The 16,886-nt window shown below is 68.3% G+C and carries 15 protein-coding genes, 1 rRNA gene and 1 riboswitch; of the genes, 12 read left to right on the forward strand and 4 right to left on the reverse strand.

Going from position 1 to position 16,886, the window contains the following annotated elements:
- From rrf to OO70_RS11445, 11 genes are all read left to right on the forward strand, one after another.
- Positions 1-99, forward strand: a 5S ribosomal RNA gene (rrf, locus tag OO70_RS51210); the annotation flags it as partial.
- A 110-nt stretch (positions 100-209) separates the two neighbouring features.
- Complete coding sequence (locus OO70_RS11400) at positions 210-818, forward strand: CDP-alcohol phosphatidyltransferase family protein (protein WP_043667902.1); 609 nt, start codon at positions 210-212, stop codon at positions 816-818.
- 114 nt (positions 819-932) lie between these two features.
- Positions 933-3,428, forward strand: coding sequence for a mannose-1-phosphate guanyltransferase (locus OO70_RS11405; protein WP_043667905.1), 2,496 nt, complete (start codon positions 933-935; stop codon positions 3,426-3,428).
- Positions 3,429-3,595: 167 nt separating this feature from the next.
- Positions 3,596-4,432, forward strand: a complete 837-nt coding sequence (locus tag OO70_RS11410; RefSeq protein WP_043667909.1) for a DUF881 domain-containing protein — start codon at positions 3,596-3,598, stop codon at positions 4,430-4,432.
- The gene (locus OO70_RS11415; protein WP_019059351.1) at positions 4,429-4,761 is read left to right on the forward strand and encodes a small basic family protein; all 333 of its coding nucleotides are present in this window, start codon (positions 4,429-4,431) and stop codon (positions 4,759-4,761) included. Before OO70_RS11410 ends, OO70_RS11415 begins: the two co-directional genes overlap by 4 nt.
- A gap of 5 nt (positions 4,762-4,766) precedes the next feature.
- Positions 4,767-5,603 (forward strand): DUF881 domain-containing protein, encoded by an 837-nt coding sequence (locus tag OO70_RS11420; RefSeq protein ID WP_043667914.1) that lies wholly within the window; start codon positions 4,767-4,769, stop codon positions 5,601-5,603.
- A gap of 61 nt (positions 5,604-5,664) precedes the next feature.
- Positions 5,665-6,546 (forward strand): FHA domain-containing protein, encoded by an 882-nt coding sequence (locus OO70_RS52310; protein WP_078651359.1) that lies wholly within the window; start codon positions 5,665-5,667, stop codon positions 6,544-6,546.
- 43 nt (positions 6,547-6,589) lie between these two features.
- Positions 6,590-7,327, forward strand: a complete 738-nt coding sequence (ftsR, locus tag OO70_RS11430; RefSeq protein ID WP_043667920.1) for a transcriptional regulator FtsR — start codon at positions 6,590-6,592, stop codon at positions 7,325-7,327.
- Positions 7,328-7,412: 85 nt separating this feature from the next.
- Positions 7,413-7,886 carry a bifunctional nuclease family protein gene (locus tag OO70_RS11435; protein ID WP_006123076.1) on the forward strand — a complete coding sequence of 158 codons (474 nt, stop codon included), beginning with the start codon at positions 7,413-7,415 and terminating at the stop codon, positions 7,884-7,886.
- Positions 7,887-8,102: 216 nt separating this feature from the next.
- The gene (locus OO70_RS11440) at positions 8,103-8,747 is read left to right on the forward strand and encodes a MerR family transcriptional regulator (RefSeq protein WP_078651360.1); all 645 of its coding nucleotides are present in this window, start codon (positions 8,103-8,105) and stop codon (positions 8,745-8,747) included.
- A gap of 57 nt (positions 8,748-8,804) precedes the next feature.
- Positions 8,805-10,388, forward strand: a complete 1,584-nt coding sequence (locus OO70_RS11445; RefSeq protein WP_043667930.1) for a DNA polymerase IV — start codon at positions 8,805-8,807, stop codon at positions 10,386-10,388.
- On the opposite strand, the gene OO70_RS11450 is transcribed toward OO70_RS11445, so the two are convergent.
- Positions 10,307-10,681, reverse strand: coding sequence for a PRC-barrel domain-containing protein (locus tag OO70_RS11450; protein WP_043667932.1), 375 nt, complete (start codon positions 10,679-10,681; stop codon positions 10,307-10,309). The genes OO70_RS11445 and OO70_RS11450 overlap by 82 nt on opposite strands.
- A gap of 114 nt (positions 10,682-10,795) precedes the next feature.
- Positions 10,796-10,891: riboswitch (glycine riboswitch) on the forward strand.
- A gap of 187 nt (positions 10,892-11,078) precedes the next feature.
- Between OO70_RS11450 and gcvP the strand changes: the two genes are divergently transcribed.
- Positions 11,079-13,964 (forward strand): aminomethyl-transferring glycine dehydrogenase, encoded by a 2,886-nt coding sequence (gcvP, locus tag OO70_RS11455; protein ID WP_043668995.1) that lies wholly within the window; start codon positions 11,079-11,081, stop codon positions 13,962-13,964.
- A 70-nt stretch (positions 13,965-14,034) separates the two neighbouring features.
- Here the strand turns inward: gcvP and OO70_RS11460 are convergent, their stop codons facing one another.
- The 3 genes from OO70_RS11460 to modA are packed head-to-tail and all read right to left on the reverse strand — an operon-like array spanning position 14,035 to position 16,818.
- Entirely contained in the window at positions 14,035-15,108 is a 1,074-nt protein-coding gene (locus OO70_RS11460; protein ID WP_043667934.1) for an ABC transporter ATP-binding protein, read from the reverse strand.
- Between the two features lie 34 nt (positions 15,109-15,142).
- Complete coding sequence (gene modB, locus OO70_RS11465) at positions 15,143-16,000, reverse strand: molybdate ABC transporter permease subunit (protein WP_043667937.1); 858 nt, start codon at positions 15,998-16,000, stop codon at positions 15,143-15,145.
- The gene (gene modA, locus OO70_RS11470; RefSeq protein WP_043667940.1) at positions 15,997-16,818 is read right to left on the reverse strand and encodes a molybdate ABC transporter substrate-binding protein; all 822 of its coding nucleotides are present in this window, start codon (positions 16,816-16,818) and stop codon (positions 15,997-15,999) included. The genes modB and modA overlap by 4 nt, the downstream gene beginning before the upstream one ends.
- Positions 16,819-16,886: the final 68 nt, after the last annotated feature.

The raw sequence follows: 16,886 nt of genomic DNA on the forward strand, positions 1-16,886 counted from the left end.
AGGGAAACGCCCGGTTACATTCCGAACCCGGAAGCTAAGCCTTACAGCGCCGATGGTACTGCAGGGGGGACCCTGTGGGAGAGTAGGACGCCGCCGAACTCCTTTTAGAGCTCTGGCTCTTGGGCATGCAGCCCAAGAGCCAGAGCTTTTTTGCGTTGGGGTAAGGTCAGGGGGCATCGTCGGCACGTATTCCCACAGGAGGCCCCCGGGTGGAGGTCCAGGAGACCCGCGTCCAGACAGACCGGGTGCTCACCATCCCGAACATCCTCAGCATGGCGCGCCTCGTCGGCGTACCCATCTTCCTGTGGTTGATCCTCAGGCCCGAGTTCGGAGGCCCCAAGAGCGACGGCTGGGCGCTCCTGGTGCTGATGCTGAGCGGGATCAGCGACTACCTGGACGGTAAGCTCGCGCGGCGCTGGAACCAGATCAGCAGCCTCGGCCGGCTTCTTGATCCCGCCGCGGACCGGCTCTACATTCTCTCGACTCTCGTTGGACTCACCTGGCGCGAGATTCTGCCAATCTGGTTGACCGCCGCGCTGCTGGCGCGTGAGCTGGTCCTGTTGGTGGTCGTAGGCATCCTCAGGCGTCACGGCTATCCGCCGCTGCAGGTGAACTTCCTGGGCAAGGCGGCTACGTTCAACCTGATGTACGCGTTCCCGTTGCTGCTGCTCAGTGACGGAAGTGGATGGCTCCCGTCACTCGCGGCTATTTTCGGATGGGCGTTCGCAGGATGGGGTACAACGCTCTACTGGTGGGCAGGAGTCCTCTACCTGGTACAAGTCCGCCGCCTACTGCGTGCGGACGCCATGGCCGACTGACCTTGCCGATTGGGCGGTAACAGTCGCTCGATGGCCCGCTGAGCAAAAGTGCGGGACAATCTGGACTGGTGAAGTCGGCTAGACCGTCGTCTCTCAGAGGAGGACGCTTCCGACATGAAGGCCGTCGTGATGGCCGGAGGCGAAGGCACACGCCTTCGCCCCATGACCTCAAGCATGCCCAAGCCACTGTTGCCCGTGGTCAATCGACCGATCATGGAGCACGTGCTCAGGCTGCTCAAAAGGCATGGGCTCAATGAGACCGTAGTCACCGTGCAGTTCCTGGCCTCGCTGGTCAAGAACTACTTCGGTGACGGCGAAGAGCTCGGCATGGAGCTCTCGTATGCCAATGAGGAGAAGCCACTCGGTACCGCCGGAAGCGTCAAGAACGCCGAAGAGGCGTTGAAGGACGATGCCTTCCTCGTCATCTCCGGTGATGCCCTGACCGACTTCGACCTCACCGAACTGATCAGTTTCCACAAGGAAAAGGGCGCGCTGGTCACCGTCTGTCTGACCCGTGTGCCCAATCCGCTGGAATTCGGCATCACCATCGTCGACGAAGAGGGAAAGGTCGAGCGGTTCCTCGAGAAACCGACCTGGGGGCAGGTCTTCTCGGACACGGTGAACACGGGCATCTATGTGATGGAGCCCGAGGTCTTCGACTACGTCGAGGCCGATGTCCCCGTCGACTGGTCAGGCGATGTCTTCCCGCAGTTGATGAAGGAAGGCAAGCCGGTCTACGGCTTTATCGCCGAGGGCTACTGGGAGGACGTCGGCACTCACGAGAGCTATGTGAAGGCACAGGCCGATGTCCTGGAGGGCAAGGTCGACGTCGAGATCGACGGTTTCGAGCTGTCGCCGGGTGTGTGGGTGGCCGAGGGCGCAGAGGTGCACCCCGACGCGGTTCTCCGCGGGCCGCTGTACATCGGTGACTACGCCAAGGTCGAGGCCGGTGCCGAAATCCGTGAGCACACCGTCATCGGTTCGAACGTCGTCGTGAAGACCGGGGCATTTCTGCACAGGGCCGTGGTGCACGACAACGTGTACGTCGGCCAGCACAGCAATCTGCGTGGCTGTGTCGTCGGAAAGAACACCGACATCATGCGCGCCGCCCGGATCGAGGACGGCGCGGTCATCGGTGACGAGTGCCTGATCGGTGAAGAATCGATCGTGCAGGGCAATGTGCGGGTCTACCCGTTCAAGACGATCGAGGCTGGCGCCTTCGTCAACACGTCGGTCATCTGGGAGAACAGAGGCCAGGCGCACCTCTTCGGCGCGCGCGGTGTGTCCGGGATCCTGAACGTGGAGATCACGCCGGAGCTCGTCGTCCGTCTCGCCGGCGCCTACGCTACGACGCTCAAGAAGGGGTCCACGGTCACCACGGCCCGCGACCACTCCCGAGGCGCCCGTGCGCTCAAGCGGGCGGTCATCTCCGCCTTGCAGACCAGTGCGATCGACGTACGAGACCTGGAGAACGTACCGCTGCCCGTGGCCCGGCAGCAGACCGCGCGGGGCAGTGCCGGCGGGATCATGATCCGGACCACACCCGGGGTGCCGGACTCCGTCGACATCATGTTCTTCGACAGTCAGGGCGCTGATCTCTCGCAGGGGAGTCAGCGCAAGCTGGACCGGGTGTTCGCGCGGCAGGAGTACCGGCGTGCGTTCCCCGGCGAGATCGGGGACCTGCACTTCCCGGCCAGCGTCTTCGACTCGTACACCGGGTCGCTGCTGCGGAACGTCGACACGACCGGGATCGCCGACTCCGGCCTGAAGGTCGTGGTGGACGCGTCGAACGGCAGCGCCGGGCTTGTATTGCCCAGCTTGCTCGGCAAGCTCGGTGTGGACTCGCTGACGATCAATCCCGGTCTCGACGAGTCCAGGCCGACGGAGACCGCCGACACGCGGCGGTCGGGGCTGGTGCGGCTCGGTGAGATCGTGGCCTCCGCGCGGGCCGCGTTCGGGGTGCGGTTCGACCCGGTCGGTGAGCGGCTGTCGCTCGTCGACGAGAAGGGGCGGATCGTCGAGGACGACCGGGCTCTGCTCGTGATGCTCGACCTGGTGGCCGCGGAGCGGCGCAGCGGGCGGGTGGCGCTCCCGGTGACCACCACCAGGATCGCCGAGCAGGTGGCGGCCTATCACGGGACCCAGGTCGAGTGGACGACGACCTCGCCGGACGACCTGACCAGGGTCGGGCGCGACGAGACGACCATCTTCGGCGGGGACGGCAAGGCCGGGTTCATCATCCCGGAGTTCAGCAGCGTCTTCGACGGTGCCGCAGCCTTCGTACGACTCATCGGGCTGGTGGCGCGGACACAACTCACGCTCAGCCAGATCGACGCCCGGATTCCGCGGGCGCACGTCCTGAAGCGGGACCTGGCTACTCCCTGGGCCGTCAAGGGACTTGTGATGCGCCGGGTCGTGGAAGCGGCCGGCGATCGCTTTGTCGACACGACGGACGGCGTCCGGGTCGTCGAGACCGACGGGCGCTGGGTGATGGTGCTGCCCGACCCCGCCGAGGCGGTCACGCATCTGTGGGCCGAAGGGCCCGACGACGCTTCCGCGCAGGCCCTGTTGGACGAGTGGTCGGCGGTCGTGGACAGCGCCGGACGGTAAAACGCGGACCACGCGCGCGTGCCGGACATGCGTCCCCAAGGGGGCCTGTCCGGCACGCCGGTGGGGCCATTCGGAGGTACAGGCCACCACGTGCGACGATGTGCGGCATGCCGCAGCAGCCCCCCGTTCGGAGCACACCCACGCGACCTTCGCGCCCGGACGCATCCATGTCGCTGCTCACCAACGTCATGGACCACAGCCTCGACGACGGTTACGCCGAGGCCGCCGAGCGGAAGAGGGCCGCGGGCGCGAGCGGTATGCCGAAAACGCTCCGGGCGAAGCTCGGTCTCGCCGCCGGCCTGGTGCTGGCGGCCCTCGTCGTGACCGTAGGTGCGGCACAAGCGCGCGTGGCGGCCCCCGTGGTGGCCAAGGAGCGCCAGGAGCTGATCGACCGTATCGACAAGGAGACCACGTCGGCGGACAAGCTGGAAGGCACCGTCGACAAGCTCCGGGACGACGTGAGCGCGCGGCAGCGGGCCGCTCTGAAGACGACCGGCGGCAGCGGACAGGCCGACCTGGTGAGCATGTTGTCCGGAGCCACAGCGGTGCACGGCCCCGGTGTGAAGCTCGTGGTCAACGACGCGAAGGAAGCCTCCTCCGGCGGGGGCGACAACCCGCGTGAGACAGCGGACTTCTCCGACACCGGACGGGTGCGCGACCGCGACATGCAGCGGGTCGTCAACGGACTGTGGGCGGCAGGCGCCGAGGCGATCTCCATCAACGGGCAGCGGCTGACGGCGCTGTCCGCGATCAGGGCCGCGGGTGACGCGATACTGGTCGACAACAGGCCGCTGGTGCCGCCCTACACGGTGCTCGCGGTGGGGGACGGCAAACGGCTGAGCACCAGGTTCCAGAACGGTGCCGACGGGCTCTATCTGCACGCCCTGGAAGACAACTACGGCATCAGGGCGACCATTTCCGCGGAGAGCGATCTCCGGCTGCCCGCCGCGCCGAGTGTGATCGTACGTACAGCACAGCCGAGAACTGAGAAGGGCACATCGTGATCGCCGTACTGGGCCTCATCGTGGGAGTGGTGGCCGGAATCCTGGTCCGGCCTGAGGTGCCGGTGGTCGTCGAGCCGTATCTGCCGATCGCCGTCGTCGCGGCGCTCGACGCCGTCTTCGGGGGGCTGCGGGCCATGCTCGACGGCATCTTCGACGACAAGGTCTTCGTGGTGTCGTTCCTGTCGAACGTGGTCGTGGCCGCGCTGATCGTGTTCCTGGGCGACAAGTTGGGCGTCGGTGCCCAGCTGTCCACGGGTGTCGTGGTCGTTCTCGGCATCCGTATCTTCTCCAACGCCGCGGCCATTCGCCGGCACGTCTTCCGGGCGTGACGTAGATGAGCAACGAGGACGAGCAGCCGGAGAACAGGCTGCGCAGGGAACTGCCCGAAGAAGTGCCGGCGTCTGCTTCCTCGGAGGCGCCGAGTCCTGAGGAGAAATCCGGCCCCACCGTGACCGGTCGGCAGCGGCTGGTGCAGGGACTGTGGCCGCCCCGGGTCAGCCGGGCCCAACTCATCGTCGCCGTGCTGCTGTTCGGCCTCGGCTTCGGGTTGGCCGTGCAGGTCGCGTCGAACAGCAACAGCGACAGCGCGCTGCGTGGGGCCCGGCAGGAAGATCTTGTACGCATTCTCGATGAACTGGACGACCGTACTCAGCGTCTTGAGGACGAGAAGCAGGGTCTGCAGAAACAGCGCGACGAGCTGGAGAACAGCTCCGACCAGGCCGAGGAGGCCCGCAAGCAGACAGCCGAGAAGGAGAAGCAACTCGGCATTCTGGCGGGCACCGTGGCCGCGCAGGGACCCGGCATCACGATGACCATCGACGACACGAAGGGAACGGTCGAGGCGGACATGCTGCTCGACGCGGTCCAGGAGTTGCGCGCGGCCGGCGCGGAGGCGATCCAGGTGAACGGTGTACGGGTCGTCGCCGGCACGTATCTGACCGATTCGGGCAAGAGCGTGAGTGTCGACGGGAACAAGATCAACGCGCCCTATCGTTTCAAGGTCATCGGCAAGCCGCAGGATCTCGAACCGGCGCTCAACATCCCTGGAGGCGTGGTGCAGACTCTCGAGAAGGAGCAGGCCACCGTTACCGTCGGGCGGTCGGCCAAGATCGTCGTGGATGCCTTGCGGGCGGCGAAGCAGCCTGACTACGCTCGGTCGTCCTCCCGGTGAACCGGGGGTGCATGGGGACCGTCCGGCGAGGGCATGAGGTTGCGGGGGGTCGACGCACCGATTGGGTGGTGCGTGGTGGAAACTGTCTGGTGGATACGGACGTTGTGAGGATGTCCGGGTCAACCGGTGTGTTCAATCAGGGTTCGTCCTGCCCCACGGGCGGGTCTGTTTCGGTCAAGGGGAATCGCCCGTGAAGTTGTTTGCGAAGTTGTTCGGCAAGAGTGCGAAAGAGGGCAGCGACAGTCAGACCGCCCGCCATCGCGCCCAACCGGACGCAGAAGGCCAGCGCCCGCTGTTCCGCGATCAGGTCGGTGGCCAGGGCGCGCCGTCGGTTGACCCTGCGCAGTCCGGCGACATAGGTTTCGGGCAACCGTCAACCTCAAGTACGGGTGGAGGGTTTTCCCCTATGTCGGCCCTGGTGTGTACGAGGTGCGGTAACCGCAACGCGGAGAACAGCCGCTTCTGTTCCAACTGTGGTGCGCCGCTGCGGCCCGGCGCGACCCCGGAGCGTCCGTCCGAGACGACCTCCACCATCTCCATCTCCGGTCTCGAGGCCTACGACGCCGAGGTCACCGGCCAGACGCAGATGCCCACGCTCTCCCCGGAGGCACAGGCCGCCGTGGACGCCCTGCCGTTGGGCTCGGCACTCCTGGTGGTGCGCCGCGGGCCGAACTCGGGCAGCCGCTTCCTGCTGGACGGCGAGCTGACCACGGCCGGCCGTCATCCGCAGAGCGACATCTTCCTGGACGACGTGACGGTCTCGCGCCGGCATGTGGAGTTCCGGCGCGCCCCTGACGGTTCGTTCACGGTCGCCGACGTCGGCAGCCTGAACGGCACGTACGTCAACCGCGAACGCATCGACTCGGTCCCTCTGGCGAACGGTGACGAGGTGCAGATCGGCAAGTACCGGCTGGTGTTCTACGCGAGCCAGCGGGGTTACTGACCCTCCCTCGGACTGGGTCCGGGGGGATTCCCCAGGAAGGTCCATGCTTCAAACACCGAGCGGCGGTGCCGGGCACGGTACCGCCGCCGCGGACACTGGGCTGATGAGCATCGGCACGGTGCTGACCGTGCTGCGCGACGAGTTCCCCGAAGTCACCATCTCCAAGATTCGTTTCCTGGAGTCGGAGGGCCTCATCGAGCCGCAGCGGACCCCTTCCGGGTACCGCAAGTTCAGCCCCGCCGACGTCGAGCGCCTCGGCCATGTCCTGAGGATGCAGCGGGACCACTATCTGCCGCTCAAGGTGATCCGCGAGCACCTCGACGCCATGGAGCGCGGGGAGGCCGCCCCGCTGCCCACCGTGGGGCGTCAGCGGGACGGTGAGATCGTTCTGGAGCCCGTGGAGGGGCCCACGGTGGCCCGGATCGGGCGGGCCGAGCTGCTGGCCGCCGTGGGCATCGGTGAGCAGGAGCTCGACGAGTGGGAGTCGTACGGACTCATCGCTCCGCTGCCGGACGGGGTTTACGACGTCGAGGCCGTCACCGTGGCGGGACTTGTCCTCGAATTGGGGCGGTTCGGGATCGAACCGCGGCATCTGCGGGTGATGAAGGCGGCCGCCGACCGTGAGGCCGGGCTCGTCGACCAGGTGGTGGCCCCGCTCAAGCGCCACCGCAATCCGCAGACCAGGGCCCACGCGGAGGCCCGTACGAAGGAGCTGGCGGGGCTCACGGTGAAGCTGCACGCCGCGTTGGTGCAGACCGCGCTCGGTACGCGTCTGCCCTGAGCCGGGCGGGTTCGCGGCTGCCTGATCGGTCACCCGTTCTCGGCCCGACTACCCAAACGTCCCGGGCACGGCCTAGGGTTGCTGTGTGAACGAGCTCGATGTCGTAGGTGTCCGGGTCGAAATGCCCTCCAACCAACCGATCGTGCTCCTGCGTGAAGTGGGAGGCGACCGCTACCTCCCCATCTGGATCGGGCCCGGGGAGGCGACGGCGATCGCCTTCGCGCAGCAGGGCATGGCCCCCGCACGACCGCTGACCCACGACCTGTTCAAGGACGTGCTGGAGGCCGTCGGCCAGGAGCTGACCGAAGTGCGCATCACGGATCTGCGGGAGGGCGTCTTCTACGCGGAGCTGGTGTTCGCCAGCGGCGTCGAGGTGAGCGCCCGCCCGTCCGACGCCATAGCGCTGGCTCTGCGCACCGGGACGCCGATCTACGGCAGTGACGGCGTGCTCGACGACGCCGGCATCGCGATCCCGGACGAGCAGGAGGACGAGGTGGAGAAGTTCCGTGAGTTCCTCGACCAGATCTCACCCGAGGACTTCGGCACCAACAGCCAGTGAGACCGACGCTCGGCGAAGAAATGCTGGCATTTGCCACCGGCGAGTGAGAGCGTCCTGCGGCTTCCCGCGAGCGCATTCGGCTAGCCTTTCCCCGCGGTGGGGTGCGGGAAACCACTCCTAGGGTGATTATCACTCGGCGTGCCGAGTGTGGCGATCGTTGACGCACCCCTGGTGACTGCCTACCGTCGAGAAGGCAGGTCAAGGACGGAGGTCGGCGTGAGAAGCAGCGGCGACGGTACGGCTGGGGGTGCCCCGGAACGCAGTTTCGGGGACAGTGGCCCGTACCCGCTTCATGGCAGTGCGGCCGATCACGCTACGCATCGACCCACTGCCGTGCCGAGCAGCGGAGGGGCGACGTCCATGGCGTCCGAGCAGATCGGCTACCGGGGCCCGACGGCCTGTGCGGCGGCCGGCATCACCTATCGGCAACTGGACTACTGGGCACGCACCGGGCTCGTGGAGCCCAGCGTGCGGCCCGCACACGGGTCGGGGACTCAGCGGCTCTACAGCTTCCGGGACGTCGTCGTCCTGAAGATCGTCAAGCGGTTCCTCGACACGGGCGTGTCGCTGCAGAACATCCGCAGCGCCGTCCTGCACCTGCGGGAGTGCGACTTCCGCGACCTGGAGCGCATGACGCTGATGAGCGACGGCGCCACGGTCTACGAGTGCACTTCGCCGGACGAGGTCCACGCGCTGCTCCAGGGCGGCCAGGGTGTCTTCGGGATCGCTGTGGGTGTCGTGTGGCGGGACGTCGAGAGCGCCCTGTCGCAGCTGCACGGGGAGCGCATCGACACCGGCGAGACGCTGGTCGGGTCCAACCCCGCAGACGAGCTGGCCAGGCGGCGCAACCGGGCCGTCTGAGGGCCCGGCGGGAGCCGTAGCGGGGCATTGTCAGTGGCGTAGGGCAGCATCGGAGATGTGAGAACCGCGCCCACGATCCTGCATCTCGACATGGATGCCTTCTTCGCCTCGGCGGAGCAGGCGTCCAAGCCGAGCCTGCGCGGGAAGGCCGTCGTGGTGGGCGGGCTCGGGCCGCGCGGGGTGGTCGCCACCGCGTCGTACGAGGCACGGGTCTTCGGGGTGAACTCGGCGATGCCGATGGCCCAGGCGCGGCGGCTCGCTCCGAACGCCGCGTATCTCGTGCCGCGGTTCGGGTTCTACCGGTCGATCAGCGAGCAGGTGATGGGGCTGCTGCGGGCGTTGTCGCCGCTGGTGGAGCCGCTGAGCCTGGACGAGGCGTTCGTGGACCTGGAGGCCGGGGGAGCGGCCCGGGACGCCGAGTCGGCGCGGCTGACCGGGGAGCGGCTGCGGGCCGACATACGGGCGGTCACGGGGCTTACGGGCTCGGTGGGGCTCGCCGCCTCCAAGATGATCGCGAAGATCGCCTCCGAGCGGGCCAAGCCCGACGGGCTCGTGCTGATCGATCCGGGGAGCGAGCGGGCTCTGCTCGGTCCGCTGTCGGTGCGCACGCTGCCGGGGGTCGGGCCGGCGACGGGCGACCATCTGCGGCGGGCCGGGATCACCACGGTCGACGAGATCGCCGAGGCGGGCGAGGACGAGCTCGTACGGCTGGTGGGCAAGGCGCACGGGCATGCGCTGTACGCGATGGCGCTGGCACACGACGAGCGGCCCGTGGTGGCCGAGCGGGAGACCAAGTCGGTGTCCGTCGAGGACACGTACGACGTGGACATCCACGACCGGATCCGGGTGGGTCTGGAGGTGCAGCGGCTCGCCGACCGGTGTGTGCGGCGGCTGCGGAGCGCCGGGCTGTCGGGGCGGACCATCGTGCTGAAGGTGCGGCGGTACGACTTCTCGACGCTCACCCGGTCCGAGACGCTACGGGGGCCCACCGACGACCCCGGGGTGGTGCGGGAAGCGGCGGCGCGGTTGCTGGACTCCGTGGACACCACGGGCGGGGTACGGCTGCTCGGGGTGGGGGTCTCCGGGCTTGCCGACTACACACAGGAGGACCTGTTCGCGCAGGCGGCGGGGGAGCAGGCCGACCTTCTTGAGGAGGAGCACACGGAGGAGGCCGGTGAGGAGCAGGCGGCGCCCGTGGAGCGGCGCTGGCCCGCGGGGCACGACGTGCACCACGCCGGGTTCGGGCACGGGTGGGTGCAGGGGAGCGGGCTGGGGCGGGTCACCGTGCGGTTCGAGACGCCGGAGGATGTGGGGCCGGGGCGGGTACGGACGTTTCGGACCGACGATCCTGAACTGGAGCCGGCGGAACCGTTGCCGTTGGTGGCGCGGGAAGTGGGGGAGTCGCCGGGGGTGGCGTTGCCGTTGGAGGGGCGGGGTCGAGAGACGCGGCCGGCCGAGCCGTTGCCTTTGGTGGCGCTGGACCCCGGCCTTCTCCCGCCCGCCGCGCCGAGGGACCCGGAAACTCGAAGACCCGGAGATGATCCGCCCGCCGAGCGGCCTCAGGTGTTGTCGTCCGAGCCCGCCAGTTTGCCGAAGTCGTGGTCCGGGAGAGAGGGCGGTGGCGCCACGTCGAGGCCGTAGTGGTGGTAGAGCTGGAGTTCCTGGTCCGGGGAGAGATGGCGGCCGACTCCGAAGTCGGGGGCGTCCTTGATCAGGGAGCGGTCGAAGGGGATGTGCAGGGTGCCTTCGATCAGTTCGCTGGGCTCCAGGGGGACGAAGGCGTCTCTGGAGAACAGGCCGGTGCGTATGGCCGCCCACTCCGGTACGCCGGTCGCGTCGTCGAGGTAGACCTCGTCGATCGTGCCGATCTTGGCGCCGGTGCGGTCGAACGCCTTGCGGCCGATCAGGTTGCGGGGATCGATATCGGTCTGCACGGGCCCTCCTCCTGGTCGCAACTCATCCGTAAGCACTACAAAAGAGCACATTGGGGAAGGTGGCCACTCGAAAGCTCGGCTTCAACGCTCGCTGGTAGGCTGGCGAGTGGCTGCTGACCCCGTGCGGGAGAGTCCTCCAGACTTCATCGGAGGCGCCGAAGGAGCAAATCCTCCCCGGAATCTCTCAGGCTCACGTACCGCACGGACGAGGTCACTCTGGAAAGCAGGGCGCGTGTCGTCGATGGTGTCGACGGCTTGCGCTCTCACCGACGGTGAAAGCCGGTGACCTTCGGGTGACCGGTGAAGCTCTCAGGTTGAGATGACAGAGGGGGAGGCCGTCCGGCACCCCGATGTCGTGGTGCCCTCGAAGGTCGTGTTCGACCAGGAGGCCTCCCTCATGACTGCCCCTCGTACTTCCCTCTCCGAGCTCGAACAGGGCATCCCGTTCGAGCAGCGTCACATCGGGCCCGACCAGGAGGCGCGGGCCAAGATGCTCGCGCAGGTCGGCTACGGCTCGCTCGACGAGCTCACGGCCGCCGCGGTTCCCGATGTGATCAAGAACGCCGACTCCCTGGATCTGCCGGGTGCCCGCACCGAGGCCGAGGTGCTGGCCGAGCTGCGTTCCCTCGCGGACCACAACGAGGTCCTCGGTTCCATGATCGGGCTCGGGTACTACGGGACCTTCACCCCGCCGGTGATCCTGCGCAATGTCATGGAGAACCCGGCTTGGTACACGGCTTACACGCCATATCAGCCGGAGATCTCCCAGGGGCGGCTCGAAGCCCTCCTCAATTTCCAGACCATGGTTGCCGATCTCACCGGGCTGCCGACCTCTGGTGCCTCGCTGCTCGACGAGGGGACGGCCGCCGCCGAGGCGGTGGCGCTGTCGCGGCGCATGGGGAAGAACAAGAAGGGTCTGTTCCTGGTCGACGCCGACGCGTTGCCGCAGACCATCGCCGTGATCGAGACCCGTGCCGAGCCGGCCGGCGTCGAGGTCGTCGTCGCCGACCTCAGCGAGGGCATTCCGGCCGAGATCGCCGAGCGTGAGATCAACGGCGTGCTCGTGCAGTACCCGGGCGCCTCCGGTGCCGTACGCGACATCAAGCCGCTGATCGAGCAGGCGCACGCGCTCGGCGCGCTCGTCACCGTCGCCGCCGATCTGCTCGCGCTCACGCTGCTGAAGTCGCCGGGCGAGCTGGGGGCGGACATCGCGGTCGGTACGACGCAGCGCTTCGGGGTGCCGATGGGCTTCGGCGGGCCGCATGCCGGATACATGGCCGTGCACGAGAAGTTCGCGCGCAGCCTGCCCGGACGGCTCGTGGGCGTCTCCGTCGACGCCGACGGGCACAAGGCCTACCGGCTTGCCCTGCAGACCCGTGAGCAGCACATCCGCCGGGAGAAGGCCACCAGCAACATCTGTACCGCCCAGGTGCTTCTTGCGGTGATGGCCGGCATGTACGCCGTCTACCACGGGCCCGAGGGGCTCAAGGGCATCGCGCGCCGGACGCACCGGTACGCGACCATCCTCGCTGCGGGCCTGACCGCCGGAGGTGTCGAGGTCGTGCACGGTGGTTACTTCGACACGCTGACCGCACGCGTTCCGGGCCGGGCCGCCGAGGTCGTCGCCGCCGCTCGTGAGGACGGGGTCAACCTGTATCTCGTGGACGCCGACCAGGTGTCGATCGCCTGCGACGAGACCACCACGCGTGCCCAACTGGCCGCCGTATGGGCCGCGTTCGGGGTGGAGGGTGACGTTGAGGCGCTTGACGCGTCCGCCGCGGACACGCTGCCCGAGGGCCTGCTGCGCACCGACGCGTACCTCACGCACCCCGTTTTCCGGGACCACCGTTCCGAGACCGCGATGCTGCGGTACCTGCGCAGGCTCGCCGACCGGGACTACGCGCTCGACCGGGGCATGATCCCGCTCGGCTCCTGCACCATGAAGCTCAACGCGACCACCGAGATGGAGCCGGTCACCTGGCCCGAGTTCGGGCAGCTGCACCCCTTCGCGCCCGCCGAGCAGGCGCAGGGATACCTCACGCTCATCCGGGAGTTGGAGGAGCAGCTCGCCGAGGTCACCGGGTACGACAAGGTGTCGTTGCAGCCGAATGCTGGTTCGCAGGGGGAGTTGGCCGGGCTGCTGGCGGTGCGTGGGTACCACCGTGCCAACGGTGACGAGCAGCGGACCGTGTGTCTGATTCCGTCGTCGGCGCACGGGACCAATGCCGCGAGTGCCGTGATGGCGGGCATGAAGGTCGTCGTCGTGAAGACCGCCGAGGACGGTGAGATCGACGTCGAGGATCTGCGGGCGAAGATCGAGCAGTTCCGCGACGAGCTGTCGGTGCTGATGATCACGTACCCGTCCACGCACGGGGTGTTCGAGGAGCATGTCGCCGACATCTGCGCGCAGGTGCACGAGGCGGGCGGGCAGGTCTACGTCGACGGTGCCAACCTCAACGCCCTTGTGGGGCTTGCCAAGCCGGGGCATTTCGGCGGGGACGTCTCGCATCTGAATCTGCACAAGACCTTCTGTATCCCGCACGGTGGTGGCGGTCCGGGGGTCGGGCCGGTCGGTGTGCGTGCGCACCTGGCGCCGTATCTGCCGAACCACCCGTTGCAGCCGGCGGCCGGGCCCGAGACGGGAGTTGGGCCCATCTCGGCTGCTCCGTGGGGCTCGGCAGGGATTCTGCCGATCTCTTGGGCGTACGTCCGGCTCATGGGCGGCGAGGGGCTGAAGCGGGCCACGCAGGTGGCGGTGCTCAGCGCCAACTACATTGCCAAGCGGCTCGAACCGCACTACCCGGTGCTCTACACCGGGCCCGGCGGGCTTGTCGCGCACGAGTGCATCATCGATCTGCGGCCGATCAGCAAGGCGACGGGCGTCTCCGTCGACGACATTGCCAAGCGGCTCATCGACTACGGCTTCCATGCGCCGACCATGTCGTTTCCGGTGGCCGGCACGTTGATGATCGAGCCGACGGAGTCCGAGGACCTGATTGAGCTGGACCGGTTCTGCGAGGCGATGATCGCGATTCGGGGGGAGATCGAGAAGGTCGGGGCGGGGGAGTGGCCGGCTGAGGACAATCCGTTGCGGAACGCGCCGCATACCGCTGCCGCGTTGGGCGGGGAGTGGGGGCACGCTTACTCGCGCGAGGAGGCTGTCTTCCCGGCCGGTGTCTCCGTCGCCGATAAGTACTGGCCGCCTGTGCGGCGGATTGACCAGGCCTTTGGGGACCGGAACCTTGTTTGTTCCTGCCCGCCGTTGGATGCGTACGAGGACTGACGTCTTTCGGCTGCGGCCGCGTCGTGGCTGGTCGCGCAGTTCCCCGCGCCCCCAAGAGGGGCGCTCTCGCTCAGGTGGGATATGAGTGGGTCTGGGTTGCCTTCACCGCAGCCCAGACCGACGCGCCCTGGTGTAGGTCCAGTTCGGCTGCTGCGGGCGTTGTCAGGTCTGCTGCCAGGGGGAGTTCGCCGGTCAGGTCTACGCGGATCTGGTCGCCGTGGGTTTCCAGGCCCGCTACCTCGCAGTGCCAGAGGTTGCGGGCGCTGGCGCCAACGGGGCGGTCCCGGAAGAGAGTTACCGCGCTTGGCGGGAACGCTACGAACACCTCGCCCTGGAGGTTCTCCGTGGTGGTGATCGTGGGGCCGGTGTCGAGGGTGACCGTGTGGCCGTCGGCTTGGCCCTTGTAGAGGTTGAGGCCGACCAGTTGGGCGATGTAGTCCGTGCGGGGGTGGCGGGCGATGTCGGCGGGGGTGCCCTCCTGGACGATCGTGCCCTGCTCGATCACGACCAGGCGGTCGGCCAGCACCATGGCGTCCAGGGGGTCGTGGGTGACCAGTACCGCGACCGCCTCGAACTCCGCGAGGTGGCGGCGGAGTTGGGCCCGTACGTCGAGGCGGGTGCGGGCGTCCAGGGCGGCGAGGGGTTCGTCCAGGAGCAGAAGTCGGGGGTGGGTTGCCAACGCCCTTGCCACGGCTACGCGTTGGGCCTGACCGCCGGAGAGGCTGCGGGGCTTGGCGCCGGCGTGCTCGGCGAGGCCCATCCGGTCCAGCCACTCGGCGGCCACCGCGCGGGACTCCGCCTTGGTCGCTCCCTGGCAGCGTGGGCCGAACGCCACGTTGTCGAGTGCGGTCAGGTGGGGGAACAGCAGGTAGTCCTGGAAGACGACTCCTACCGGGCGGGACTCCGGTGGCGTTCGGTCCAACTCCGCGCCGTCCAGCCGTAGATGACCGTCCGTCAGGCGGACCAGGCCCGCCAGCGCGCGGAGCGCTGTGGTCTTGCCGGCGCCGTTGGGGCCGAGCAGGGCGACTACGTCACCGGGGGCGGCGGTCAGCTCGACGTCGAGGCGGAAGGTGCCGCGGTCCACGACGAGATGGGCGTCGAGGCCCTGGGAGCCGGTGAGTTGGGCGTCGGCGGTGTCGGTCATCAGGGGATCGTCCAACGTGGTTGGGGTGGTTTCGTCATGACGTGGTCATCCAGCGGTCGCGGAGTCCGGCCAGTACCGCGATCGACACGGCGAGCAGGACCAGGCTCAGGGCGATTGCCGCCTCCGGGTCGTTCTGCAGGGCCAGGTAGACCGCCAGCGGCATTGTCTGGGTGCGGCCCGGGAAGTTGCCGGCGAAAGTGATCGTCGCGCCGAATTCGCCGAGGGCGCGGGCCCAGGCGAGGACCGAGCCCGCCGCGATGCCCGGCGCGATCAGGGGGAGTGTGACCCGGCGGAACGCGGTGAAGCGGGAGGCGCCCAGGGTCTGGGCGGCCTCCTCGTAGCGGGGGTCCGCGGCGCGCAGGGTGCCCTCGACGCTGATGACCAGGAACGGCATCGCGACGAACGCCTCGGCGATCACGACGCCGGTCGTGGTGAAGGGGAGGGTGATGCCGAACCAGGAGTCCAGCCACTGGCCCACGACGCCGTTGCGGCCGAGGGCCAGGAGGAGTGCTACGCCCCCCACCACCGGGGGCAGGACCAGGGGGAGTGTCACCAGGGCTCGGACGAAGCCGCGGCCGGGGAACTCCGTGCGGGCCAGTAGCCAGGCCAGCGGTACGCCCAGGACCAGGCACACGGCCGTCGCCGCGGTCGCGCTGAACAGGGAGAGTTGGAGCGCCTGCCAGACCTCCGTGCTCGTCAGCTGGGACGGGAGGGAGCGCCAAGGGGCCCGTACGAGAAGGGCGAGCAGGGGGAGGAGCAGGAACGCCAGCCCTACGAGCGCGGGCAGCAGAAGGGGGAGCGGCACTCCGCGGCCGGTCATCCGGACGCGGCGACGCCGCGGCCCGCCCTTCAGGGTCTCGGCCGCGGCGTCGGAGGTGTCGAGCTGGGTCACGGCTTGAGGAAACCTGCCGCGGACAGCACCTTCTGGCCCTCGGCGGACTGCACCAGCGCGATGAACGCCTTGGCGGCGACGGCGTTCGGTGCGTTCTTGAGGAGGGTGATCGGGTAGTCGTTGATGGCTTCGGCGGACTCGGGGAACTCCACGCCCTCCACCTTGTCACCTGCCGCGTGCACATCGGTCTTGTACACGACCGCCGCGTCTGCCTCCTTCAACACCACCTTGTTGAGGGCGGACTTGACGTCCTCCTCGTACGACACCGGGGTCAGCTTCAACTTGCTTGCCGTCAGCGCCTTTTGGGCGGCGGCACCGCACGGCACCGTCTTGTCGCACAGGACGACCTTGAGCGAGGACTTGGTGAGGTCCTTCAGGGAGGCGATCTTGTCGGGGTTGCCCGGCAGGGTGGCGATCTCCAGCTGGTTGCGCACGAACGTGGCCGGCGTGCCGACGCCGTCGCCCTTGTCCGTGACGATCGCCATGGTCTTGGGGCTCGCCGCGGCGAACACGTCGGCCGGGGCACCGCTGGTGATGCTCGCGGCGAGGGTGTCGCTGCCGGCGAAGTTGAAGGTCACCTTGGTGCCCGGGTGGGCCGTCTCGAACTCCTTGCCCAGGGTCGTGAAGGACTCCTTGAGCGAGGCGGCGGCGAAGACGGTGACCGTGCCGGACATCTTCGGGGACGCGGACGCCGAGGAGTCGGACTTCGAGGAGGACGAGTCGTCGCTGGAGGAGCAGGCGCTCAGGGCCAGCAGCGCGGCGGCTCCCGCCCCGGCAACCTGCAGGGTCCGGCGGGTCCGACGCGCGGAACGGGTCATCACGGTTCTACTCCTCTGATTCTGCTGATAAGGGGTCGTCGCGCCCTTGCCCGGCCGCAACAGCCGTG

Origin of the sequence: Streptomyces xylophagus, assembly GCF_000716435.1 — a bacterium.
In the GTDB taxonomy this organism is placed as follows: Bacteria; Actinomycetota; Actinomycetes; order Streptomycetales; family Streptomycetaceae; genus Streptomyces; species Streptomyces xylophagus.

Bases quoted from the DNA above. Each gene is read 5' to 3' on its own strand.
- OO70_RS11405 (WP_043667905.1), top strand. From the start codon at position 933: ATGAAGGCCGTCGTGATGGCCGGAGGCGAAGGCACACGCCTTCGCCCC.
- OO70_RS11410 (WP_043667909.1), top strand. From the start codon at position 3,596: ATGTCGCTGCTCACCAACGTCATGGACCACAGCCTCGACGACGGTTAC.
- OO70_RS11420 (WP_043667914.1), top strand. From the start codon at position 4,767: ATGAGCAACGAGGACGAGCAGCCGGAGAACAGGCTGCGCAGGGAACTG.
- ftsR (WP_043667920.1), top strand. From the start codon at position 6,590: ATGCTTCAAACACCGAGCGGCGGTGCCGGGCACGGTACCGCCGCCGCG.
- gcvP (WP_043668995.1), top strand. From the start codon at position 11,079: ATGACTGCCCCTCGTACTTCCCTCTCCGAGCTCGAACAGGGCATCCCG.
- OO70_RS11460 (WP_043667934.1), bottom strand. From the start codon at position 15,108: ATGACCGACACCGCCGACGCCCAACTCACCGGCTCCCAGGGCCTCGAC.
- modA (WP_043667940.1), bottom strand. From the start codon at position 16,818: ATGACCCGTTCCGCGCGTCGGACCCGCCGGACCCTGCAGGTTGCCGGG.